The following is a 22017-nucleotide window of genomic DNA, read 5'->3' on the forward strand; positions in this document are numbered from 1 at the left end:
GGCGGGGGAGGCCCGGGCTACGGCCGCAGGAACGACTCCAGGTCCGACGTGGTCGGGTAGGAGGCCTGCGCGCCCGGCTTGGTCGCGGCGTACGCGCCGACGCCGACGGCGAAGCGCGCGGCCTCGAGCAGGGAGTCCCCGGCGTCGAGTCGGAGCGCCACCGCCCCCATGAACGCGTCGCCGCAGCCCGTGGTGTCGACGGGCTCGACCCGCACGGCGTCGACGTCGACCGGCGCGGCATCCCCGTCGTGCACCGTGCAGCCCGCGCCGCCCCGGGTCACGATCGAGCGTGCGACGCCGTGGTCCCCGAGCTCGGCGGCCTCGTGCTCGTTGACCAGCAGCACGTCGGTCAGGTCGAGGAGCTCCTGCGGCACGGCGCCGAACGGCGACAGGTTCGTGAGCACCGTCGCTCCGGCGGCCCGGCCGGCCCGCGCGGCGGCGAGCACGACGTCGATCGAGACCTCGAGGCAGAGACCGAGCACCCCGGCGCCGTCGAGGGCGTCGGCGGGTACGTCGTCCGGGGTCAGCGTGGCGTTCGCGCCGCCCGAGATCACGATGGTGTTCTCCCCCGCGGCGTCGACCGTGATGACGGCCGTCCCGGTGGCGACGCCCTGCCGGACCGCCACGTGCGTGGTGTCCACGCCGGCCGATGCGACGGACTCGCGCAGCAGTGTGCCGTTCCCGTCGTCGCCGACCGCACCGATCATGCGGACGGTGCCCCCGAGCCTCCCGGCTGCCACCGCCTGGTTGGCGGACTTGCCACCGGGCAGGATCGCGAGGTCGGACCCCTGCAGGGTCTCCCCGGGCTTCGGGAAACGCTCGGTGCGGACCACCAGGTCCGCGTTGAGGCTGCCCACGACGACGATGCCGCTCATGCGGTGGCTCCTGTCTCGGCCGAGGCCGGGCGCGGGATGAGGAAGGACGTGGCGAGTGCCGCGCAGGTGATCGCGGCACCGAGGAGCATGCCACCGGAGTAGCCGGCGGTGCCCGCTGACCCGCCGGTGCCGAGTGCGATCTGCAGCGCCGGGAGGACCGCGAAGCTGATGCCCGCACCGAGGTTGAACGCGCCCGCGTTGAGGCCCGGCAGGAAGCCGGGGTTCGAGTCCGGCGAGAGCACGATGCCGAGCCCGTTCAGCACGATGTTCGCGATGCCCGCGTAGGTGATGCCGATGAGCACGGTGGCGGCGACGAGCACGGGCAGCGAGTGGACGCCGACGAACGCCATGACGAGCGTCGCGACGATGCTGCCGACGAGGCCGACGCGGAGCACGGCGCGGTAGCCGAGCGTCGGTGCGAGGCGGCCGGAGAAGGGTCCGACGACCCAGCCCACCAGCGCGTACGGCACGAGGAACGCGAGCGATGCGACGTCCGCCTCCATGCCGAAGCCGACCTCGTCGTTCTGGGCCAGGCTCGTGACCAGCCCGTTCACGACGGCGAAGACCCCCGTCATGGTGAGCAGCGTCGTCACGAGGAGCGCCCAGGTCCCGCGACGCCGCAGGTACCGGGTCTCGACGAGCGGCTCGCGGACCCGCGACTCGACCGCCCAGAAGACCGTGAACGCGACCAGGGCGACGACGATCCCGCCGACGACGAGCGCCCAGTCGGCCTGGGCGAGCTTGCCGGCCTCGTTGAACGCCGTGAGCAGTGCGCCGACGCTGACGACGAGCGGGAGCACGCCCCACCAGTCCATCCGGGTGCCGGCGGACGGCTTCGACTCGACGCCCCACACCGCCACCATGAGCGCGGCGAGGACCGTGACGACCGCGATCGCCCAGAAGATGCCGCGGAAGCCGAAGTGGGTGGCGATCCAGCCGCCGGCCAGCGCGTCGACACCGGCGATGCCACCGTTCACGGCGGTGAGCAGGCCGAGGGCTGCACCGTAGCGCTTGGGGTCGGCGATCTCGTTGCGCAGGATGAGCAGGCCGATCGGGACGACCGGCCCGGTGACGCCCTGGATCATGCGGCCGGCGAAGAGCATCGGCACGTTCACGGCGAGGGCGGCGACCACGCTGCCGACGAGCATCACGAGGAGCATGCCGAGCAGGACCCGCTTGCGGCCGACGATGTCCGACAGCCGGGGCAGGAACAGCGAGAACAGGGCGGCGATCGTGAAGAACAGCGTCTGCGAGAGCCCGATGGTCGCGTCGTCGGTGCGGAGTTCGTCCGCCATCGTCGCGAGCGCCGGGCTGAGCATGCTCGCGTTGAGCTGGAACGCGACGCACGCGGCGAGCAGGGCGGCGGTGAGGGCGCCGATCGACTTCGTCGTCGAGGTGGTGGTCACGGTGCTCAGGCCTCCGGGGTGACGGTCGTGTCGGCGGACTCGACGGCCCGGGCTGCGGCGCGCGGGGACCACCCGGTGTCGGGCGTCTCGCCGATCCGCTCGAGGGCGTCGACCACCAGGTCCCAGAAGCGCCCGTGGTCGAGCTCCATCGCCGCGGACGTGCGGCAGTCCTCGGGCGCGGGACCGCGGAGGTCCGCGACGGTCATGCCGAGCGTGTGGGTGCCCGTCGTCTCGATCGCGATCGGCATCCGCACCGCGCGGACGATCGTCGGGTCGATGACGTACGCGACGGCGCAGGGATCGTGCACGGGCGGGGCGTCGAACCCCTGGGCGTCCTCGTAGGCCTTGCCGAAGAACTCGAGCAGCTCGCCGACGAACGCTGCGGGCCCGGTGCCGACGGCGGCGATGCGCGCGGCCACCTCGGGGGTGGCGAGTGCCTGGTGGGTCAGGTCGAGCCCGACCATGACGACGTCCCACCCGGCGCGGAACACGATGTCCGCTGCCTCGGGGTCGATGACGATGTTGAACTCGGCGACCGGGCTCCAGTTGCCCACGTGCACGCCGCCGCCCATCAGGACGACCTGCTTGACGCGCTCGACGATGCGCGGTTCCTTGCGGACGGCGAGGGCGATGTTCGTCAGGCCGGCGGTCGGGACGATCGTCACGGTGCCGGGCTCGTGCGCCATCACGGTGTCGATGATGAGGTCGACCGCGTGCCGCTCGTCCAGGCCGAACGACGGCTCGGGGAGCATCGGCCCGTCCAGGCCGCTCTCGCCGTGGATCTCCGGGGCGACCTCGATCTCGCGCAGCAGCGGTCGGTCGGCGCCCGCGGCGAACGGCACGCCCGTGATGCCGGCGATGCGCGCCACGGCGAGGGCGTTGCGGGTGACCTTCGGCAGGGTCTGGTTGCCGACGACGGTGGTGACGGCGAGGAGCTCGATCGTCGGGTTGCCGTGTGCCAGCAGGATGGCGACGGCGTCGTCGTGGCCGGGGTCGCAGTCGAGGATGATCTTCTGCGTCGTTGCATCGGGCACCTGGGGCGCTCCACTTCGTCGGGGATCGGCGTCGGCGGGCTGCTCGCAGCCCGTCGTGTCCGGCAGCGCCGGACGGAGGTATGTGCTCGACGCGGTGGGGTCCGCACCGTGGAGGAACCAACTCCAGCGCGGCGCGTCAAGCGTTTGACATTCGAACACGTCAAGCGCTTGACGTCAACTCTGAGCGATCCTCGTCCGACCGCCTGCCCTCGTCGGTCGGTAGGCTCGTCGGGTGCCCTCCCCCGCCGCTCACGGCCGTCGCGTGACCGCGGCGATGGTGGCCGAACGCGCGGGCACGAGCATCGCGACGGTCTCCCTGGTCGTCAACGGCAAGGAGCGCGGGCGGGTGTCCCCGCCGATCGCGGAGCGGGTGCGTGACGCGGTGGAAGCCCTCGGGTACGTCGTCGACCACGCGGCGAGCACCCTCGCCCGCGGCACCGGCGACCTGGTCGTGCTCATCGCACCCGACCTGTCGAACCCGTTCTTCGCCGAGGTGATCCGCGGCGTGCGGGACACCCTGGGCGACCGGTACCAGCTCGTGCTCTCGGTCACCGAGCGCGGCGCACAGCCCACCGCTGCCGACCTCCGGCGCTTCGAGCGGCTGCGGCCGGCGGGGATCCTGGTCGACGCCCCGGCAGCCGGCGAGTCGATGGACGCGAGCGTGCCCGTCGTGCTGCTCGACGCCCCCGACGCCGCCGAGGGCACCACCGCCGTCGACTACGACCTCGCTCCGGGCATCGACGCGCTCGTCGCCCACCTGCGGGACCGCGGACACGACCACGTGGCGTACCTCGACGGCACCGCTCGGGTCGCCACGTTCGGCATCCGCCACCGGATGTTCGACGAGGCCTGCGCCGCCGCCGGGATCACGGTCTCGGAGATCGGTGCCCGCGCGGACCTGACGGTCGACGCCGCCGCGCTGGCGACCGAGCACGTGGTCGAGGCGTGGCACGAGGACGGCGTCACCGCGGTCGTGGCGGCGGCGGACACCCTGGCGTACGGCGTGCTCCGGGTCGCGGGCGCGATGGGGCTCCGGGTCCCCGAGGACCTGGCGGTCGCGGGCTTCGACGACCTGCCCTCGTCGTCGGTCACGGCGCCGGCCCTGACGAGCGTCGCCCTCCCGGGAGCCGAGCTCGGCCGCACCGCCGCCCTGCGCCTGCTCGCGACGATCGACGGCACCGCGGTGGAGCCCGTCGACCTGCCGGCCCGCCTGGTCCCCCGCGCCAGCACCGGCGCCTGACGGCGCCTCCGAACGATCCACCGGACGGGAGGCGCGGCACCGGCCGGCACCGCGCCTCCCGTCCGACGCGGCGCACGTCCGGCGACGCGGCCCCGTTCCGGCGACACGGCCCCGTTCCGCCGGCGAGACGCGGTGTCGGACCGCGAGACGCCGGCGTCTGCCGGGGACGCACCGGAACACGCGAGACGCCCCCGGTTCCGGAGGCGTCTCGCACGCGCGGGGGCGTCTCGCGCCGACGCCGGCGTCTCGGCGCACGGAGCGCCCGCGTCAGGCGGAGGTGTCCCGCCCCGACACCGGCGTCTCGCCGCGCTCCGACGCCTGGCCGGGCGACGGAGCCGCGGCCGACCCGGCCGTCCCGGCCCGCTGCGCACGCTCGAGCTCGTCCGCCTCGGCGCCGCCGACCGCCTCGCCACGGGCGACCATGCCGGCCGTGTCCGACAGGCGGATCTGCGGCAGGAACAGTGCGAGCAGGAACGCGACCGCGATGAACGGCAGCAGGTACCAGAACACGGGCGCGAGCGAGTCGGCGTACGCGTTGACGATGCCGTCCTGCACCGCCTCGGGCAGCTTCGCGACGGTGGCCGGGTCGATGCTGCCCGCCGAGGACGCCGCGTCGGTGGCGGACCCGCCGGCCGAGGTGAAGACGTCGGTCAGCGCGCTCGTCAGCCGTGCCGTGAACAGCGCGCCGAAGACGGCGGTGCCCAGTGATGCGCCGACCTCGCGGAAGTAGTTGTTCGTCGACGTGGCGGTCCCCACCTGCTCCGCGGGCACGGCGTTCTGGGCGACGAGGACGACCACCTGCATGATGAGCCCGAGCCCCGCGCCGAACACGAACAGGTAGGCGCAGATGAGCCAGATCGGGGTGTCTGCGGCGAGCTGCGTCATGGCGAGCATGGCCAGCGCGACCAGCACCGTGCCGACGATCGGGAACGCCCGGTAGCGGCCGGTCTTGGTGATGAGGTTGCCGGACGCGATCGAGGTACCGATGAGGCCGACCATCATCGGCAGCATGAGCAGGCCGGACACCGCGGCCGAGGTGCCCGACGCCATCTGCAGGAACGTCGGGACGAACCCGATCGCGGCGAACATGCCGATGCCGAGCACGAGGCCGATGCCCGTCGCGAGCAGGAACGTGCGGTTGCGGAAGAAGGACATCGGCAGCACCGGGTCCTCGACGCGCGACTCGACGAGCACGAGCAGCGCGGCCGAGACGACGAGTCCGGCGAACCAGGCCCACGTCTCGGGGGCGTCCCAGCCGTGGTCCCTGCTGCCGCCGAACTCCGAGAAGAACACGAGGCACGTGGTCGCGGCAGACATGAGCACGACGCCGAGCACGTCGATCCGCTTCTCGGCCTTCTTCGTCGGCAGGGTCAGCGCGAACCAGGCGACGAAGAACGCCGCGATGCCGACCGGGATGTTGATGTAGAACGCCCAGTTCCAGGTGAGGTGGTCGACGAAGAACCCACCGAGCAGCGGGCCGCCGATCGCGGACAGGCCGAAGATCGCGCCGAGCGGGCCGAGGTACTTGCCGCGCTCCGAGGCGGGGACGATGTCGGCGATGATCGCCTGCGACAGGATCATCAGGCCGCCGCCACCGAGGCCCTGCATCGCGCGGAAGACGACGAGCTGCGTGAAGTCGCCGGCGAAGGCGCAGCCGGCGGACGCGATCGTGAACAGGGCGATCGCGACGAGGAACAGGTTGCGACGCCCGAGGACGTCGCCGAACTTGCCGTAGATCGGCATCACGATGGTCGAAGCGAGCAGGTAGCCGGTGGTGAGCCAGGCCTGGTGCGCGACGCCGCCGAGTTCACCCACGATGGTGGGCATCGCCGTCGACACGATCGTCTGGTCGAGGCTCGACAGGAGCATGCCGGCGATGAGGGCGGAGAAGATGATCCAGATGCGTCGCTGCGTCAGCAGCAGCGGTCCGTCGGATCCGGGTCGGGCACGCTTCGTGCCCTGCGCGGTGGCGCTCATGCGGTGTGGTCCTGTCCGGTGGTGGTGATGGCCGCCCTGAGCTGGCGGAGGTTGTCGGTGAGCAGCGCGTCGAACGACGGCCCGGTCGACTCGTCGAAGGCGTCGTCGAAGTAGGTGCCGGCGGTGACCTTGAGCAGGCCCGCGGCCGCCTCGGCGACCAGCTGGGCCCGTCGATCGTCCGGGTCGATCCACCCGAAGCGCTCCCGCACGGCCTGTCCGACCGCGGCGAGCTGGACGTCCGCGGCCGCCAGGAACTTCGCGACCATCAGCGGCTCGGCGTCGAACACCCGACGGACCAGTGCCTCGTCGGCGCGGTCGAGCCCGACGACGTGCATCTGCTCGATCGCGAGCGCGACGATCGACCCGAGCGGGTCGAGGTCCATCGGCACGAGCGAGCCGTCGGCGTACGCCGCGAGCAGTTCCGACATCGCGCCCTGCTCGATGCCGAGCACGGCGTCGTCCTTCGACGCGAAGTGGTTGAAGAACGTGCGCCGTGAGACGCCGACCGTCTCGCAGAGCTGCTCGATGGTGAAGCCGTGCAGACCGTGCTCGATCGTGGCCCGGCGTGCCTCGACGACCATGCGTCGGCGCAGCGTGCGGGTGCGTTCGGTGGGGCTCACCGAGCAAGAATTGCACTCTGATGCTGAGAGTGCAACAGGAGGACGGGTTACAGCGCCTTCGCGAAGCAGAACGACCAGGGCATGGTCGCGGCGTACGGCTCGTAGACGTCGATCTGCTGCCACCCCGTCTTGCGGTACAGCGCGACGGCCTCGGGCTGCTTGTCGCCGGTCTGCAGGATCACGCGGGACACGCCCTGCTCGCGTGCGACCTGCTCGCCCTCGGTGAGCAGCGCGGTGGCGGCGCCCTTGCCGCGGGCGGCGGCGAGGACGATCAGGCGCTTCAGCTCGACCTCGTCGCCGAGGTGCCGGACGGCGATGTGCCCGAGGGCGGAACCGTCCTCGTCGATCGCGAGCAACGAGGTGATCACGGTCGCCGGGTCGACGGCCAGCACACGGTTCCGCTCGGCGGTGACGGCCGGGTCCTCGTCCGCGTGCCCGTCACCGTAACGCTCGTGCATCTCGTCGTCCATGGTGGCGCGGAGGGCAACTCCACGGGGGTCGTCCCAGGCAACGCGCTCGATCGTGATCACGATCGTCCATCCTCGCACGCACGGGGACGGGACTCAGGCCAGCGCGGCGATGGGCCCCTCGCCCGCTCGGAACGCGGCGAGCACGGCGGCTGCGTCGTCGTACACGGCCGCGGCACCGGCTCCGCGGAGTTCGTCGCCGCCGATCCCGCCGGTCATCACACCGACGCAGGGCAGCCCGACCTTCCCCGACGACTCGACGTCCCACATCGCGTCACCGACCATCACCGCGCGATCCGCAGCGACGCCGACCTCGTCGAGCGCGACCTGGATGATCCCGGGGTCCGGCTTCGCCTGCTCCACGTCCTCCGAGCTCGTCTCGGCCGTCACCCACGCGGACGCGTCGAGCAGCTCGCGCAGCACCGACAGCTCCGATTCGGGCGCACTCGTCGCCAGCACGACCGCGTGGCCGGCGTCGGCGACCGCCTCGAGCAGTTCACGCGCCCCGGGCAGCAGCCGCAGCTGCGGCATGTGCTCCGAGTAGTAGGCGGTGTGGAACTGCTTCGCGGTGTCGCGGACCTCGTCGGAGGCGTCGGGCAGCAGTTCCTCGAGCAGGCGCCCGGAGTCCATGCCGATCGCCCGGTGGATCCGCCACGCGTCGACGGACTCGCCGGCGGCTCGGAACGCTCGCCACCATGCGTCGACGTGCGCGTAGTTCGAGTCGGCGAGGGTGCCGTCGATGTCGAAGAGGACGGCGGTCGAGGGAGCATCAGGCATCCGCCCAGCCTGCTCCCACGACCACCGGTGCGACCCAGGGTCGCGCGATCAGACCTCGATCGACGAACCGACGGGCAGGATCGACGCCGGGACGCCACCGAGGCCCTCGGTGCCGAACATCCGGACGTTCATCTCCTGACCGCCCTCGCTGAGGAGCAGCTCGTGGATCTGCACAACGCGCTCCGGTGCGACCGCGCGGACGTAGTCGACACCCTCGCCGGTCTTCGCCCACGGCCCGCTCGTCGGGACGAGCAGGGTCCGGACCGGGACGTCCGGCACGAGGTAGGCGTCGCCCGGGTGGAAGACGGCGTCGTTCACCAGGTAGCCCACGTTCGCGATGGTGGGGATGTCGCGGTGGATGACCGCGTGCTCCTCCCCGAAGACCCGGGCGCGGAAGGGCCCGACCTCGACCGTGTCGCCCGCGGTGACCGTGCGGACGCGACCGTCGTGGTCGCCGAGCTGCTCGACGACCGACGCCGGGCCGTGGACGACGACGTCGGCGCTGCGCTCCAGACCCGCACGGATCGCATCGACGGCGAAGTGGTCGGCGTGCTCGTGGGTGACGAGGACGACCGTGGCCCCGGCGACGAGGTCGGCGGACTCGGGCGTGAACGAGCCCGGGTCGATGACGAGCGAGGCGCCGTCCTGCTCGAGGACGACGGTGGCGTGGTTGTACTTCGTCAGCTGCATGCCGCCAACTGTACAACGCTGTTGTACAAATGGGACCGGTTGCCGGAGGGGCCGTCAGTCGGCCCGGCGCGCGAGACGCTCGAGGATGTCGGGCAACCGGGCGAGGAGGGCGCGCTCGTCGTCGTCGAGCTCCGCACGCACAGCGGTCGCGAGCCAGTCCGCGCGCCCGTCCATGTCCCGCTGCAGCGCGGCGCGGCCGGCGTCGGTGATGCGGATCACCGACGCCCGTCGGTCCGTCTCGGACACGGTCCGCTCGACGTACTCCTGGCGCGTCAGCTCCGCGACCGTCCGGGACTGCCCCTGGTGCTTCACGCCGCGTCGACGGGCGAGCTCCGCGATCGTCATCGGCCCCTCGCGACCGAGGAACCCCAGCGTCGTCGAGTGCGCCGGCGGCAGGCTGTCGCCCTCGCGACGGGCCGCGCGCACGACGCGGCCGATCGACTGGCGCAACTCGGCGGCGAGTTCGTCGATCGGGTCCATGGGCCCCGACGCTACCGCGGAACGGACGGGAGGCCCGTGGCGGCGTCGCCACGGGCCTCCCGTCCGTCACGGGGTGACGTCAGCTGCTGCGCACGTCGTCCGCAGCACCCTTCGCGTGCTCCTGGACGTCGGACGCGGCGCCCTGCGCCTCGTCCTTGACGGTCTGCGCGGCGTCCTGCGCGGTCCCCTTGAGGTCCTGCGCGTGCTCCTTCGCCACGTCGCCCAGCTGCGAACCGACGTCCTTCGCCTGGGACTTGACGTCCTCGACGAGGGGCGCCGCCTTGTCCTTGAGCTCACCGGCGAGCTGCTCCTCCTTGTCGGACGTCGGGATGAGCGACGAGGCGAGCCACCCGGCGCCGAACGCGATGAGCCCGACCGCCAGCGGGTTGCCCTTGGCCTTCTCGACGCCCTCGTGCGCGACGTCCTTCGCCCGGTCGGTCGCACCCGAGGCAGACCCCGAGACGCTCGAGCCGGCGGAGTGCGCCGAGCCCATCACCGAGTCGCGGACGCCCTGGAAACGGTTCTTCACCCGGTCGGTCTGGCGGTGCGCGATCGACGACGGGTTGACCTTGTCGGCCAGGGCGTCGACGTCGGACCCGAGGGCACCGCGGGTGCGCTCGATGTCGGCACGGATCTCTTCTGGGGTGCTCATGGCTTCCTCCCGGTGTTCGGCTTCAGTGCTTCGGGGACTTCCTTGACGGTCTCGACCGTCTGCGGGGCGCCCTGGATCTCCTTGATCTCCTTGCGCCCCCGGACGGCGAGGATCGCGGCGACGATCGCGTAGACCACGGCGATCACGACGGCGGACCACGCGTTGCCGATGAGGTACCCGAGACCCCACCACGCGGCGATCGACAGGAACAGCAGGGCGAGCAGGGCGGTGAGCCCGGCGCCGCCGAACATGCCGCCGGCCTTGCCCGCCTTCTTGGCGGACTCGGTGAGCTCCGCCTTGGCGAGGGCGACCTCCTGGCGGAACAGCGACGACAGGTCCTTCGACACGTCGGTCAGCAGTTCGCCCAGGGGCGTCGTGGCGGCGCGTTCCTCGGGCGTCGGCTCACCCAGCGGGGTCGCGCCCGGGACCGTGTGGCTCATACGCCGCTCCCCGTGCCGGTCGAGGTCTCGCCGGCCTCCTTCTCGTGCTTGACCTCGGTGGCGAGGACCTTCGTCAGGCGTCCGGCGAGGATGCCGGCGCCCGCGGCGAGCGCGATGAACGTGCCGGGACGCTTCGCGGCGAAGGACTTCACCTCGTCGAGGAGCGAGCCGGGGTCGCGGTTCTCGAGGTACCCGGCTGCGGAGCCCGCGCGGTTCGAGAGGTCGCGGACGACCTTCGCGGCGATGCCCTGCTCGTCGTCCTTGTCGGCCATGCGCCCGAGCTGTTCGCCGAGGCTGCGGAGGCCCCCGGCGGCGCGCTCCTGCTGTCCTGCGGCCTGCTCCTTGAGCGTGTCGGAGGCCTGGGAGTAGAGCTGCTTGGCGTGGTCGGTCGCCTCGGAGGCGACGTTCGACGCCTGCTCCTTCGCGGTGCCGGCCACGTCCGCGGCCTTGTCCTTCGCGTCGCCGGCGACGTCCTGCGCGGCGCCCTTGGCTGCGTCGGCCTTGCCGCCGTCGCTGCTGCCGCCGCCGGCACCGGAACCGGTGCTCGAGGCGGCCCCGCCGACGGGCGGAACGAAGCCGGTGGAGGTGCCGGTGCCCGTGCTCGTCGTCGTGGGGTCGTGCAGCGGTGCCGACGCACCGGCGGCGGACGGCGTCGCCGGGAGCTGCTCGTCGGCGGGCAGCGCGTCGAGCGGCTCGACGTCGTCGAAGCCGTCGGGCCGGAGGACGTCGTCGAAGTCGCGGTCGGTGTCGCGCGGCGCGGGGACGCCGGTGCCGAAGGAGGGCACCGTCACGCCCGGGTGCACCTCGTGTCCCTCGGCAGCCGCGGTGCGGTCGTGGATGGGCGTCCCGGAGTCGTTCCCGGGTGGGTTCGTGGTCATGGTCGGCCTTCCGGTTCGGTCGCGGCGGGTACGGCACCCGTCGCGCTGGACCCGACCGTGCGCGACCGGCGCTGCGCTGCGGCACAGGAACGTCGATCTGCGCGGTCGGTCCGTCCACGGAACGCGGAGGGACGGCCGTGGTCGACCACTGCAGCGGGGGCCGACGGTCCGCCCAGCGCGCCTCCGGCAGGATCGGCAGGGTGCCGCAGGTCTCCGTCGTCGTCCCCGTGCTCGACGATGCCGAGCACCTCGCACGCTGCCTGGAGGCGCTGGCCGCGCAGACGCACCCCGTGCACGAGGTCCTCGTCGTCGACAACGGCAGCACCGACGACAGCGTCGAGGTCGCCCGGGCCGCGGGCGCGACCGTGCTGCACGAACCCGTACGAGGCATCGCGTCGGCCTCGGCTCGTGGGTACGACCGCGCCTCGGGGGACGTCATCGCGCGGCTCGACGCCGACTCGGTTCCGCCGCCCGGGTGGATCGCCGAGTCCGTGCGCCTGCTCGGGACGCCGGGCGTCGTGGCCGTGACCGGCCCGGGCCGGCCGAGTCAGGGTGGCCGGGCCCTCCGCCGCCTGTGGGACGCGCTCTACATGGGGCCGTACTTCGTGCTGATGTGGTCCGCGCTCGGACGGCCGCCGCTCTTCGGGTCTGCGACGGTGATGTGGCGCGACACCTGGACAGCGGTGCGCGGCCGCGTGCACCGCGACGACCCCGAGGTGCACGACGACGTCGACCTCTCGATGCAGCTCGACCCCGCCTGGCGCGTCCTGGTCGATCGTGCGCTGACCGTCGAGGTGTCCGCGAGGCCGTTGTCCGGGGCGACCTCCGTCGCGCGGCGGACCCGGCGCGCGTTCCACACCTTCCGGGTCAACGGCCGACGGGCGAACCCGGTGCGGCGCTGGGCGCGACGGGGCCGCGTGGCCCTCCGGGCCCGGGTCCGCGCTCGCTGGACCCGCCGGCGCTGACCGGCGCACCGGGTCCGCGGAACACCGATCCGCGGAGCACCAGGCAGGGTCGACGACTACCGTCGGCACCACGAGGTCGGGTGGACACCTGACGATGCACCCGGGGGAACGATGCGGCACACAGGCACCACGACACTGCTCGCCACGATCGGACTCGGGGCGAGCCTCGCGCTCACCCTGTCGGGGTGCACCGGCGACGGCGGTGACGGCGCCACCCCGACCGCGAGCACGTCCACGTCCGCGTCGTCGAGGACGTCGGGTGCGCCGACCCCGGCCGACGGCGCCACCCCGGCACGGACGCCCGACACCGGGGCGACGCACACGTCGTCACCGCCGTCGAGCACCGCACCGGCCGCCGCGACGGGCACGGTGCCCGAGATGTGCGACGACCTCGTGACGCCGGGCGCGTTCGACTACACCGACGAGGCCGCCCTGAACGACCCCGCCGTCGTCGGTGACCTCGAGGTCCCCCGCACCGCTCTGACCCCGGCACGGCAGTCGAGCGGGCAACGGTTGTACTGCGTCTGGCGTGACCCCGAGGCCGACCTCACGAACCTCACCATCCAGGTCGAGAACGTCGTCCCGTCGCGTGCCACGGAGGCGCTCCGCGGACTGTCCGGCTTCGACTGCGCGTCCGTCGACGACGGGCTCCGGTGCCAGAAGGTCACGCAGAACCCGCAGTACCCCGTGACCGACGGCGACACCTACTTCACCCGCGGCGACATCGGCATCCGCATCGCCCAGTCGAACGTGCCGACGGACGGGCTCCTCGAGGACGTCGTCGGGCACGTGTTCGGCTGAGCCTCAGCCCGCCGGCCGTGACCGCACGTGGGCCCGCTCCCCCTGCGGCCCGTACAGGCAGAGCACCTCGGTGACCTCGTCCGTGGTGTTGCCGACCCAGTGCGGGGTGTGCGTGTCGAACTCGACGACCTCGCCCGGCCCGAGGTCGAAGTCGCGGTCGCCGAGCAGCAGGCGCAGGCGCCCGGACAGCACGTAGAGCCACTCGTAGCCCTCGTGCGTCTTCAGGCTCCGGTCGCCGTTCGCCGGCATCGGCGGGATGAGCTGCTTGAACGACCGCACGCCCCCGGTGCGCTTCGTCAGCGGGATCACCACGCGACCGCCGTGCCGCTCGGGCTGCAGGTGGACGCGCGGGTCGCCGGTCTGCGGTGCGCCGACGAGGTCGTCGAGCGGGACCTGGTACGCCCGGGCGAGGGGCAGCAGCAGCTCGAGGGTCGGTCGACGCTGCCCCGACTCGAGCCGCGAGAGCGTCGACACCGAGACGCCGGTCTCCGCGGCGAGCGCCGCGAGCGTGACCTGTCGTCGCTCCCGCAGCGACCGCAGCCGCGGGCCGACCGCGTCGACGACCTGCGCCGTCGTCGGTGGGGTGATCCGTTCCTCCCGGCCGTGCACCATGCCGCCATGTTGCCACACCGGCAAGATTCGTTGCCGTTGTTGCCGACCACTGGCCATGCTGCGGTCATGCGTGATCACTACGACGTCATCGTCATCGGCGGCTCGGCCGCCGGCCTGTCCGCCGCACTCATCACGGGGCGGTCGCGCCGTTCCGTCCTCGTCGTCGACGCGGGTGAGCCCCGGAACGCGCCCGCCGAGGGCGCCCACAACTACCTCGGGCGCGAGGGCGTCGCACCCGCGGAGCTGACCCGGATCGGCCGTGAGGAGGTCGCCGCGTACGGCGTCGAGGTCGCGGCCGGGAGGGTCGTGGCCACGTCCGCCACCGCGGGCACCGGTGTCGACCCCGTCGGCTTCTCGGTCACCCTCGACTCCGGAGCGGTCGTCACGTCGCGCCGGCTGGTCGTCGCCTCCGGCGCCGTCGACGTGCTGCCGGACGTCCCCGGCCTCGCCGAGCAGTGGGGACGCGGCGTCGTGCACTGCCCGTTCTGCCACGGGTGGGAGGTCCGCGACGGCCGCATCGGTGTCCTCGTCACCACACCGAACGGTGCGCACCACGCCCAGATGTTCCGCGCGCTGAGCGACCGGGTCACGGCGTTCGTCACGGACCCCGCACTGGTCGACGACACCGCGCTCGCCGGTCTCCGGGCCCGCGGCGTCGAGGTGGTCGAGGCGTCGATCACGCGGGTCCGCTCCTCGGACGGCGTCCTGACCGGTGTCGAGCTCGACTCCGGGGAGGTCGTCGCGCTCGACGCGCTCGCGGCGTCGAGCACGGCGGAGCCACGCGTCGGGTTCCTCGAGGGGCTCGGGCTGCACGCGGAGGACGTCGTCGTGAACGGCTTCCGGTTCGGCGGTGGGCTCACCGTCGACGCGGTCGGCCAGACGGGCGTCCGCGGGGTGTACGCCGCGGGCAACGTGACGTCACCGATGGCCACCGTCATCGCGTCGGCGGCTGCGGGGACCCAGGCCGGTGCCGCGGTGCACGGCGACCTCGTCCAGGCCGACATCGCGGCGGCGCTGGCCGCCGACGCGGAGCCCGCCGGTCACTCCACGCGGTAGCCGGCCTGCGCTGCTAGGAGCGGCGCGAGGGCGAACAGCTGGTCGGTGCCGATCGTCGCCCCGCGGAGGCCCTCGAGCCGCTCCACCCGGTCGAGGTCGGCGTCGCGCAGGTCCACGTGCTCGATGCGGGTGCCCGAGCCCTCCACGGAGCGGATCCGGGTGCCGGGGAAGGCCACGCGCAGCAGCCGGGCGTCGGCGACGTCGAGCTCGTCGACCACGCAGTCGCGGAACACGACGTCGGTGAGCGTCGAGCCGCGCAGGTTGACGAACCCGAGCTTCATGCCGACGAACTCGACCCCGTTCAGCGTCGCGTCGTACAGCTCGGCGGAGCCGACCCGGCCACCGGCGACCCGGACCTCGCGCCAGGCGCTGCTCGAGGCGCGGAACACCGGCGCGTCGAGCGTCTCGACCACCGAGTCGCGGATGCGCAGTCCGCGCAGGTCGGTGCCGTCCGCCCGGAGCGTGTCGACCACGCACTCCTCGAGCTCGAGGTCGGGCAGGCGCTCGCCCGCGAGGTCGAGCACGTCGATGCGCCTGCCGTCGATCCGGTCCCCGGTCAGGACGTCACCGGGCGCCGGTGCCCACTCGTCGAGGTCCCGCGGGTCGATCGGGCTGATCCGGGGGGCGGCGGTACCGGTCGAGGAGCGTGCCATGCGCTCAGTCTGCCGTGGTGGACCGACGCTGCAGGACGCTGTCGAGCCGGTGGTCCTTCGCCGGACCACGTGCCCGCCACCGGACGGTCCAGCGCTCGGCGTCCCCGTCGAGCACGCCCGTGTAGTCGTCGGGCGCGCACGCGTGCTCGACCGTGGTGCCCCACACCCAGTCGTGGAAGGGCCGGCCGTCGGCGAAGTGCACCGTCCACCGGCCGTCAGGGCCCCGGCGCACGACGAGGGTCCGGGACACCGGTACAACGCGGCCGTCGAACGTCATCGTGCCGGACTCGTCCCAGCGCACCTCGTCCGGGGCCGTCAGCGTCAGGGTCGTCGACCCGGTGACGGCGCCGGTCACACCCGCGAGGCGGTCGTCGACCGTCCGGCGGAGCGTCCAGTCGCCCAGCAGGTCCGTCGGCAGCAGCGGGCTCGTCGGCAGCACCCCGCCAGGTTACGCGCGGAGCGCCTCAGCCCGGGCGTCCCGGCGCTCGTCGTCGGTGATGAGGCCCCGGCGGTGCAGGTCGTCGAGCTCGGCGAGCCGGTGCTCTCGGGAGACCGCCGGAGCGAACGCTGCGCTCTGCGCCGCGCGGTACGCCAGGTCCTCCGGCAGGGTCAGGGGGTCCTGTCCACGAGCGGCCATCCGCCGGGACCGGTGCACGACGAGGACGATCACCGCGACGACGCCGAGGAGCGTGACGATGCCGCCGACGGCCACGAGGGTCCAGACCAGGTCGTACACGGGCGGGATCAGCGGGTTGTGGGTCTCCCCGCCCGGGGCCCCGAAGTCGTCGATCGCCATGTCAGCCCCTCCCCTGCCGGGCACGGTCGCGCCCTGGGCTGGAGCGTAGCGCGCCCGGTGCTTCCCAGAACAGGTGCCATGCCAGGGGCTTCCGGGCGTACCTGGTGGAACCGTCCCACCAGGTACGCACGCTTCCACCAGGTCCCCCGGGCCCCGCCACGGGCCGGGCCCGCGTCCCTCAGCCGCGCAGGGGCCCCGACGCCTCGACGTTCGCCCCGTCCGCGAACCCGCCGACGAGCTCGCGCAGTGCGTCCTCCGCCGTGTGCTGCGGCACCCACCCGAGCTCGCGCCGAGCCCGGTCGGTCCGCATGATCGGCACCCCGGCGGCGATGTCGAGCCACCCGGCGTCCGTCGGTTGGAGCCGGAGCCGCCAGGTCAGCGTGACGATCCCGCGCAGCAGTCGGAGCGGTACCCGCACCGCTCCGAGCATCCCCGCTGCCCGGGCCATGCGTGGCGGGGTGAGCACCGGCGTCGCTGCGATGTTGAACGCCCCGGCCGCACGTCGGTCGATCGTCCGCCAGAACGCGTCCGCCAGGTCGTCGGCGTGCACGGCCTGGAACACGAACGGCAGCGGCAACGGCAGCACCGCGAACCGAGCCGCCCGGACGATCGACATCGGCACGAGGTGCCCGAGGAACAGCCCCCGGAGCTCGGCCGCGACCCCGCGCTGGAACACCAGTCCGGGTCGGAGCCGCGTGACGACGACCCCGGGGTGCTGCGACGCGAACACGTCGAGAGCGGCCTCGTTCGCGGCCTTGTGGATCGAGTAGGTGGCGGTCTGGATGCCGGTGGCGGGGAACGACTCGTCCACCGGGGTCCGCTTGCCCTCGACGTCCACACCGCGGTAGGCCCCGACCGACGACGCAACGACGACCTGCCCGACGCCGGCCCGGGCGACCGCCGCGAGCACGTTCGCCGTCCCGGTGACGTTCGTCCGGTGCTGCGCCGGGATGTCGTGCGTCGGCTGGAGTGCCCACGCCAGGTGCACCACGGCGTCGGCGCCCTGGAACACCGCCGTCAGCTCGTCCACGGCACGCGGACCACCGACGTCGACCGCGTGCCACACGGCGACGTCGTACGGCGCGACCCGGGCGTCCGGCACCCGGCGGGCGACGCCGACGACCTGCAGGCCGTCCTCGTCGCCCGCGCGGCCGTCACCGGTGAGCCGCGCAGCCGCGAGCCGTCGCAGCACCGCGGTCCCGACGTTGCCGGTCGCCCCGACCACGACGACGCGCATCAGCGCACCCGCAGCGGACGGGCGGTCATCAGGCCGCGGCCATCGACGGGTCGAGGACGACCTTGATGCAGCCGTCCTCCTTCTTCTGGAAGACCGAGTACATCTCCGGGGCGTCCTCGAGCGAGACCCGGTGCGTGGTGAGGTCGAGGGTGCCGAGCGGGTCCGAGGGGTCGGACACGAGCGGCATGAGGTCGTCGACCCAGCGGCGGACGTTGCACTGCCCCTCGCGGATCGTGATCTGCTTGTCGAAGAGGGTCATCATCGGCATCGGGTCGGCCATGCCGCCGTAGACACCGGACAGCGAGACCGTGCCGCCGCGGCGGACGAGGTCGATCGCCGCGTGCACCGCCGCCAGGCGGTCGACGCCCGCGGTCTCGATCGCCTTCTGCGCGAGCTTGTCGGGCAGCAGCCCGGCCGCGCGCTGCGCGAACCCGGCGACGGGGTTGCCGTGCGCCTCCATGCCGACCGCGTCGACGACACCGTCCGGTCCGCGCCCGTCGGTCAGGTCGATCAGCTTCGACACCATGTCGTCGTCGAGGTCGAACACCTCGATGCCGTGCTTCGCACCGAGGTCGCGGCGGACCTGCTCGGGGTCGACGGCGAGGACCCGGTACCCGAGGTGCTTGCCGATGCGTGCGGCGAACTGGCCGACCGGACCGAGACCGAGCACCGCGAGCGTGCCGCCCTCGGGGACCTCGGCGTACTGCACGGCCTGCCACGCGGTCGGGATGATGTCGCTCATGAAGAGCCACTGGTCGTCGGCGCCGGTGTCGGGCACCTTGATGGGGCCGTAGTCGGCGTGCGGCACGCGGAGGTACTCGGCCTGGCCGCCGGGGACCTGGCCGTACATCTTCGTGTACCCGAAGAGCGAGGCACCGGTGCCGTACTCCTTGACCTGGGTGGTCTCGCACTGCGACTGGAAGCCGTGCTGGCACATCCAGCAGTGCCCGCAGGAGATGTTGAACGGCACGACGACGCGGTCGCCGACCTTGAGGTTCGTGACGGCGGAGCCGACCTCCTCGACGATGCCCATGGGCTCGTGGCCGAGGACGTCGCCCTTGTCGATGTACGGGCCGAGGACCCGGTACAGGTGCAGGTCGGAGCCGCAGATCGCCGTCGAGGTGATCCGCACGATCGCGTCGGTCGGCTCCTGGATCGTCGGGTCGGGGACGGTCTCGACGGACACCTTCTCGGTGCCCTGCCAGGTGAGTGCGCGCACGTCGCGTTCCTCTCGTCGTTGCTTCGGGCCGGCCGGGAGGCACGGCTCACGTGACCTCCTCGGTACGCGCCCGCCCCGTGGTGCCCTCCCAGCCCCGTCCTCCACGCGCGCTGCGGGCGGCGGTGGGGCGGGCCTCCCGTCCGCACCGGTGGCCGGTCGGCCACCGCGACTCCTCCGGCGTGCGGATGCGCCGGCGCCCGGCCGGTCGGCAGGCTGGGACCGATGGACCACAGCACCACCCGCCGGACGATCCTCGCCGGGGCGACCGGCACCCTGGCGGCCGCGGTCCTCGCTGCCTGTTCCGGTGGTGACCGGCCCGCGGCGCCGACGTCCTCCGCCCCCACGCGCTCGACGGCAACGCCGACACCCACGCCGACCCCGACCCCGACCCCGACGAGGCCGGCACTGACGCGGGTCCCCCTGCCCGGCGGCACGATCACGGGCCTGCCGGAGGGCACGCCGGGGATCGCGTGGACCGTGGACGACGGGGCATCACCCGAGGTCGTCGAGGCCTACGCCCGCTTCGCCGCCGAGACCGGGACGCGAATGACGTTCTTCGTGAACGGGGACCGACCGTCGTGGACCGAGCACGCCGACCTGCTGCGGCCGCTCGTCGACTCCGGGCAGGTGCAGCTCGGCAACCACACGTGGAGCCACCCCGCGCTGACGAAGCTCGGCGACCAGGCGATCCAGGACGAACTGATGCGGAACCACGCGTTCCTCGAGCGGACGTTCGGGGTCGACGCCCGCCCGTACTTCCGACCGCCCTTCGGCTACCACGACGCCCGGGTGGACCGTGCCGCGGCGGCCGTCGGCTACTCGACCCCGCTGCTCTGGTACGGGACGCTCGCCGACTCGGGCGACATCACGGCGGAGCAGATCGTCGGCTTCGCGGAGCAGTGGTTCCAGCCGGCGCACATCGTCATCGGGCACGCGAACTTCCCCGGCACGATCGGGGCGCTCCCGAGGCTGCACGCCCTGCTCGAGGAGCGCGGCCTGGCGACCTGGACGCTGGACGACGTCTTCACGCGCTGACGCCCTGCGGCCCGGCCGGCCGTCCGTCCTGCCGGGTCCCGCCGGTTCGGCAACACGCAACGTCGGCTGCTGCTCGCAGCGGTACAGCGCTGCGAGCAGTCGCCGTCGTTGCGTCTCGCGAGGGTGAGTCGTCAGCCGCGCGGGCGGTCCCGCTCGGCCGGCGGCAGGTGCTCGGTCGCGGTCGCCCGGGCCGCCGTCGACAGCAAGCGGCCGTTCCGCTCGAGGAACGCCACGAGCGCCGACTCCGAGGCGCGCTTCCCGGTCTCGCGGAGGACCCACCCGAGCGCGGACTGCACGGTGTCGCTGCGCTCCCGGACCAGCCGACCGGCGATCGCGAGCGGCACCTCGGCGTCCCCCTGCTTGACGAACGCGAGCGTCGCGACGACGGCGATCCGGCGGACCATCGCCACGTCGGACTTCGCGAGCGCGAACAGCGGGCCGGTCGAGGCGCCGACGAGCGGGACGCCGACGAGCTCCTCGGCCGCGACGTCCACCAGGACCGTGTCCTCGAACCGCTCGGCCTTCGCCGCGGCGAGGTACTCGTCGGTCAGCTCGGGGTCGGGGTGCGCGCGCATCGCCTGCACCAGCAGCAGCACGGCGACCAGCCGCGCTCCCGCGTCCTCGCTCCAGAGCAGCGCCGTGCGCTCCCCGGCGTCGACGTCGGCGAACCGTCGGGCGACGCGCCGGGCACCCGCGACGTCGCCCGGGGTCCTGGCGAGGGCGGCGAGGACCGAGTCGGCGTCGTGGCGCTGCACCCGATCAGCCTAGGCCGCGACCGCCGCGGAGGTCAGCGGAAGGACAGCAGCGACAACGGGTCCTTCAGCGTGCCGTTCACGCGGGTCTCGACGTGCACGTGCGGACCGGTGGACTGCCCGGTGTTGCCCGACTTGCCGAGCTGCTTGCCGATGCCGACCACCTGGCCCTTGGTCACACCGATCTCGCTCAGGTGCGCGGTCAGGACGGTGGTCAGGCCGTAGGAGACGACGACGTAGTTGCCGTAGCTCGGGTTGTCGCGGACCACCGTCGTCACCGTGCCCCGACCTGACGAGTACACCGGGGTGCCGACCCGCACGGGGGCATCCGTGCCCTGGTGGTACCGGGGGACGTGCCCCGCCCCGCGGTCGTCACCGTACCGGCCGGAGATGGTCGTCCCGTTCACCGGCCAGAGCAGACCGGTCACGGGCTTCGTCGACCAGGTCCGCGTGTCGGAGCCGCCGTACAGGACGACGTTCGAGTCGACCTGGACGAGCAACTGCCCGGCACCGCGCCCGTACGTGCGGGACGACCAGAGCGCTCGCCGCCCGCCCGCTGCGTAGACGACGAGGTTGCCGTCCGCCTGCACGGCGGCCCTCGCCCCGGGGTTGCCGAACGTCTGCGACGACCAGACCGGCTTGCCGCTGACGTACTGCACCAGGTTGCCGTCCGTCTGCATCGTGAACGTCCGCGCGGCGCCCGGGTTCGATCGGAGCACGGTGCCGGGCAGGATCTCGTTGCCGGACCGGACGCTGCTCTGCGCGACCGTGATGCGCCAGAGCATGCCGTTGTCGGTCTTGCGCATCCGCAGCTCGCCGTCCGCGCGGACACCGAAGTCCTTCGACGCCCCGGCGGACCCCCACTGCGCCACGAGTCGACCGCTCCGGACGAGCGACAGGCGGCCGTCCTTCTGCACGACGGCTGCTGCGCCGAACTGCTCCGGGGTGTTCGACGCCCAGAGCACGACGTTGCCGATGCCGTACTCGACGAGGTTGCCGTCGCCCTGCATCACGAGTCGGAACTGCCCGTTGGTCGAGGTGATGGTGTCACCCGGCTGCAAGGTCGTGCCGGCCTTCACCGAGCCCTTGTAGGTGGTCGCGGCCTGCGCCGGCGACGCGGTGGCGACGAGTCCCGCGGCCGCGATGACGACGGCGGTGACGGCCGCGGCGAACTTCGCCCGTGCCCTGATCATGTGGTGGAACCCCTGCTCGTGGTGCCGCGGGCGTCGGACGCCGGCGCTGTGCGTGTCTCGGAACGGCGGGCCCCTGAAACCCACCGAGGGTCGATGTTCGCAGGAGGCCTCCGGTCGGGACAGCCCCCGGACCGGGGGCATGACACGCGGCGGGAATCGTGC

Annotated in this window: 25 protein-coding genes; 5 read left to right on the forward strand and 20 right to left on the reverse strand. The window is 73.1% G+C overall.

From position 1 onward, the window contains the following. Positions 1-17 precede the first annotated feature (17 nt). From J2X59_RS13695 to uriH, 3 genes are read right to left on the reverse strand one after another with little or no spacing between them, the layout of a single operon-like run. On the reverse strand, positions 18-875 hold the full coding sequence (locus J2X59_RS13695) for a ribokinase (RefSeq protein ID WP_209684310.1): 858 nt from the start codon (positions 873-875) through the stop codon (positions 18-20). Next, on the reverse strand, positions 872-2290 hold the full coding sequence (gene uriT, locus J2X59_RS13700) for a uridine transporter UriT (protein ID WP_326497066.1): 1419 nt from the start codon (positions 2288-2290) through the stop codon (positions 872-874). Before uriT ends, J2X59_RS13695 begins: the two co-directional genes overlap by 4 nt. Continuing rightward, entirely contained in the window at positions 2287-3315 is a 1029-nt protein-coding gene (uriH, locus tag J2X59_RS13705; protein ID WP_066651673.1) for a uridine-preferring nucleoside hydrolase UriH, read from the reverse strand. Before uriH ends, uriT begins: the two co-directional genes overlap by 4 nt. Before the next feature lie 232 nt (positions 3316-3547). Here uriH and J2X59_RS13710 point away from each other — a divergent pair, with 232 nt between their 5' ends. Continuing rightward, complete coding sequence (locus tag J2X59_RS13710) at positions 3548-4555, forward strand: LacI family DNA-binding transcriptional regulator (RefSeq protein ID WP_326497040.1); 1008 nt, start codon at positions 3548-3550, stop codon at positions 4553-4555. Positions 4556-4822: 267 nt separating this feature from the next. Here the strand turns inward: J2X59_RS13710 and J2X59_RS13715 are convergent, their stop codons facing one another. The 9 genes from J2X59_RS13715 to J2X59_RS13755 form a co-directional block, all read right to left on the reverse strand. After that, positions 4823-6532, reverse strand: a complete 1710-nt coding sequence (locus tag J2X59_RS13715; protein WP_326497041.1) for an MDR family MFS transporter — start codon at positions 6530-6532, stop codon at positions 4823-4825. Then, complete coding sequence (locus tag J2X59_RS13720) at positions 6529-7152, reverse strand: TetR/AcrR family transcriptional regulator (protein WP_326497042.1); 624 nt, start codon at positions 7150-7152, stop codon at positions 6529-6531. Before J2X59_RS13720 ends, J2X59_RS13715 begins: the two co-directional genes overlap by 4 nt. 47 nt (positions 7153-7199) lie before the next feature. Beyond that, positions 7200-7682, reverse strand: coding sequence for a GNAT family N-acetyltransferase (locus J2X59_RS13725; RefSeq protein WP_235426426.1), 483 nt, complete (start codon positions 7680-7682; stop codon positions 7200-7202). 33 nt (positions 7683-7715) lie between these two features. Continuing rightward, positions 7716-8396 (reverse strand): HAD family hydrolase, encoded by a 681-nt coding sequence (locus tag J2X59_RS13730; RefSeq protein WP_326497043.1) that lies wholly within the window; start codon positions 8394-8396, stop codon positions 7716-7718. A gap of 48 nt (positions 8397-8444) precedes the next feature. Continuing rightward, positions 8445-9086 carry an MBL fold metallo-hydrolase gene (locus J2X59_RS13735; RefSeq protein ID WP_126891096.1) on the reverse strand — a complete coding sequence of 214 codons (642 nt, stop codon included), beginning with the start codon at positions 9084-9086 and terminating at the stop codon, positions 8445-8447. Positions 9087-9140: 54 nt separating this feature from the next. Next, entirely contained in the window at positions 9141-9566 is a 426-nt protein-coding gene (locus J2X59_RS13740; RefSeq protein WP_326497044.1) for a MarR family winged helix-turn-helix transcriptional regulator, read from the reverse strand. Between the two features lie 79 nt (positions 9567-9645). After that, a complete protein-coding gene (locus J2X59_RS13745) occupies positions 9646-10218 on the reverse strand; it encodes a DUF3618 domain-containing protein (protein ID WP_126891097.1) in 573 nt (190 codons plus the stop codon). Then, the gene (locus J2X59_RS13750) at positions 10215-10658 is read right to left on the reverse strand and encodes a phage holin family protein (RefSeq protein ID WP_326497045.1); all 444 of its coding nucleotides are present in this window, start codon (positions 10656-10658) and stop codon (positions 10215-10217) included. Before J2X59_RS13750 ends, J2X59_RS13745 begins: the two co-directional genes overlap by 4 nt. Then, positions 10655-11536 (reverse strand): hypothetical protein, encoded by an 882-nt coding sequence (locus J2X59_RS13755; protein ID WP_326497046.1) that lies wholly within the window; start codon positions 11534-11536, stop codon positions 10655-10657. Before J2X59_RS13755 ends, J2X59_RS13750 begins: the two co-directional genes overlap by 4 nt. 200 nt (positions 11537-11736) lie before the next feature. Here J2X59_RS13755 and J2X59_RS13760 point away from each other — a divergent pair, with 200 nt between their 5' ends. Together J2X59_RS13760 and J2X59_RS13765 are read left to right on the forward strand one after the other, a co-directional pair. After that, complete coding sequence (locus tag J2X59_RS13760) at positions 11737-12501, forward strand: glycosyltransferase family 2 protein (protein WP_326497047.1); 765 nt, start codon at positions 11737-11739, stop codon at positions 12499-12501. Between the two features lie 111 nt (positions 12502-12612). Continuing rightward, complete coding sequence (locus J2X59_RS13765; protein WP_326497048.1) at positions 12613-13302, forward strand: hypothetical protein; 690 nt, start codon at positions 12613-12615, stop codon at positions 13300-13302. Positions 13303-13305: 3 nt separating this feature from the next. Here J2X59_RS13765 and J2X59_RS13770 read toward each other — a convergent pair whose 3' ends face one another. Beyond that, the gene (locus J2X59_RS13770; protein WP_326497049.1) at positions 13306-13914 is read right to left on the reverse strand and encodes a helix-turn-helix domain-containing protein; all 609 of its coding nucleotides are present in this window, start codon (positions 13912-13914) and stop codon (positions 13306-13308) included. Between the two features lie 66 nt (positions 13915-13980). Here J2X59_RS13770 and J2X59_RS13775 point away from each other — a divergent pair, with 66 nt between their 5' ends. Continuing rightward, a complete protein-coding gene (locus tag J2X59_RS13775; protein WP_326497050.1) occupies positions 13981-14970 on the forward strand; it encodes an NAD(P)/FAD-dependent oxidoreductase in 990 nt (329 codons plus the stop codon). On the opposite strand, the gene J2X59_RS13780 is transcribed toward J2X59_RS13775, so the two are convergent. From J2X59_RS13780 to J2X59_RS13800, 5 genes are all read right to left on the reverse strand, one after another. Continuing rightward, on the reverse strand, positions 14955-15623 hold the full coding sequence (locus J2X59_RS13780) for a pentapeptide repeat-containing protein (protein WP_326497051.1): 669 nt from the start codon (positions 15621-15623) through the stop codon (positions 14955-14957). The two genes, J2X59_RS13775 and J2X59_RS13780, sit on opposite strands and share 16 nt — an antisense overlap. 4 nt (positions 15624-15627) lie before the next feature. Then, on the reverse strand, positions 15628-16062 hold the full coding sequence (locus J2X59_RS13785) for a DUF6314 family protein (protein ID WP_326497052.1): 435 nt from the start codon (positions 16060-16062) through the stop codon (positions 15628-15630). A 9-nt stretch (positions 16063-16071) separates the two neighbouring features. Beyond that, a complete protein-coding gene (locus tag J2X59_RS13790) occupies positions 16072-16419 on the reverse strand; it encodes a hypothetical protein (protein WP_326497053.1) in 348 nt (115 codons plus the stop codon). Positions 16420-16597: 178 nt separating this feature from the next. Then, positions 16598-17656 (reverse strand): NAD-dependent epimerase/dehydratase family protein, encoded by a 1059-nt coding sequence (locus J2X59_RS13795; protein ID WP_326497054.1) that lies wholly within the window; start codon positions 17654-17656, stop codon positions 16598-16600. Positions 17657-17684: 28 nt separating this feature from the next. Then, positions 17685-18875: a zinc-dependent alcohol dehydrogenase gene (locus J2X59_RS13800; protein WP_066651641.1), complete on the reverse strand. Its 1191-nt coding sequence runs from the start codon at positions 18873-18875 to the stop codon at positions 17685-17687. A 222-nt stretch (positions 18876-19097) separates the two neighbouring features. On the opposite strand from J2X59_RS13800, the gene J2X59_RS13805 reads away from it, so the two are divergent. Then, the gene (locus J2X59_RS13805; RefSeq protein WP_326497055.1) at positions 19098-19910 is read left to right on the forward strand and encodes a polysaccharide deacetylase family protein; all 813 of its coding nucleotides are present in this window, start codon (positions 19098-19100) and stop codon (positions 19908-19910) included. 131 nt (positions 19911-20041) lie between these two features. Here the strand turns inward: J2X59_RS13805 and J2X59_RS13810 are convergent, their stop codons facing one another. Continuing rightward, a complete protein-coding gene (locus J2X59_RS13810; RefSeq protein ID WP_326497056.1) occupies positions 20042-20665 on the reverse strand; it encodes a DNA alkylation repair protein in 624 nt (207 codons plus the stop codon). A 32-nt stretch (positions 20666-20697) separates the two neighbouring features. Then, the gene (locus tag J2X59_RS13815; RefSeq protein WP_326497057.1) at positions 20698-21855 is read right to left on the reverse strand and encodes a peptidoglycan DD-metalloendopeptidase family protein; all 1158 of its coding nucleotides are present in this window, start codon (positions 21853-21855) and stop codon (positions 20698-20700) included. Positions 21856-22017 lie beyond the last annotated feature (162 nt).

This window comes from Curtobacterium sp. 260 (assembly GCF_030803485.1).
GTDB lineage: Bacteria > Actinomycetota > Actinomycetes > Actinomycetales > Microbacteriaceae > Curtobacterium.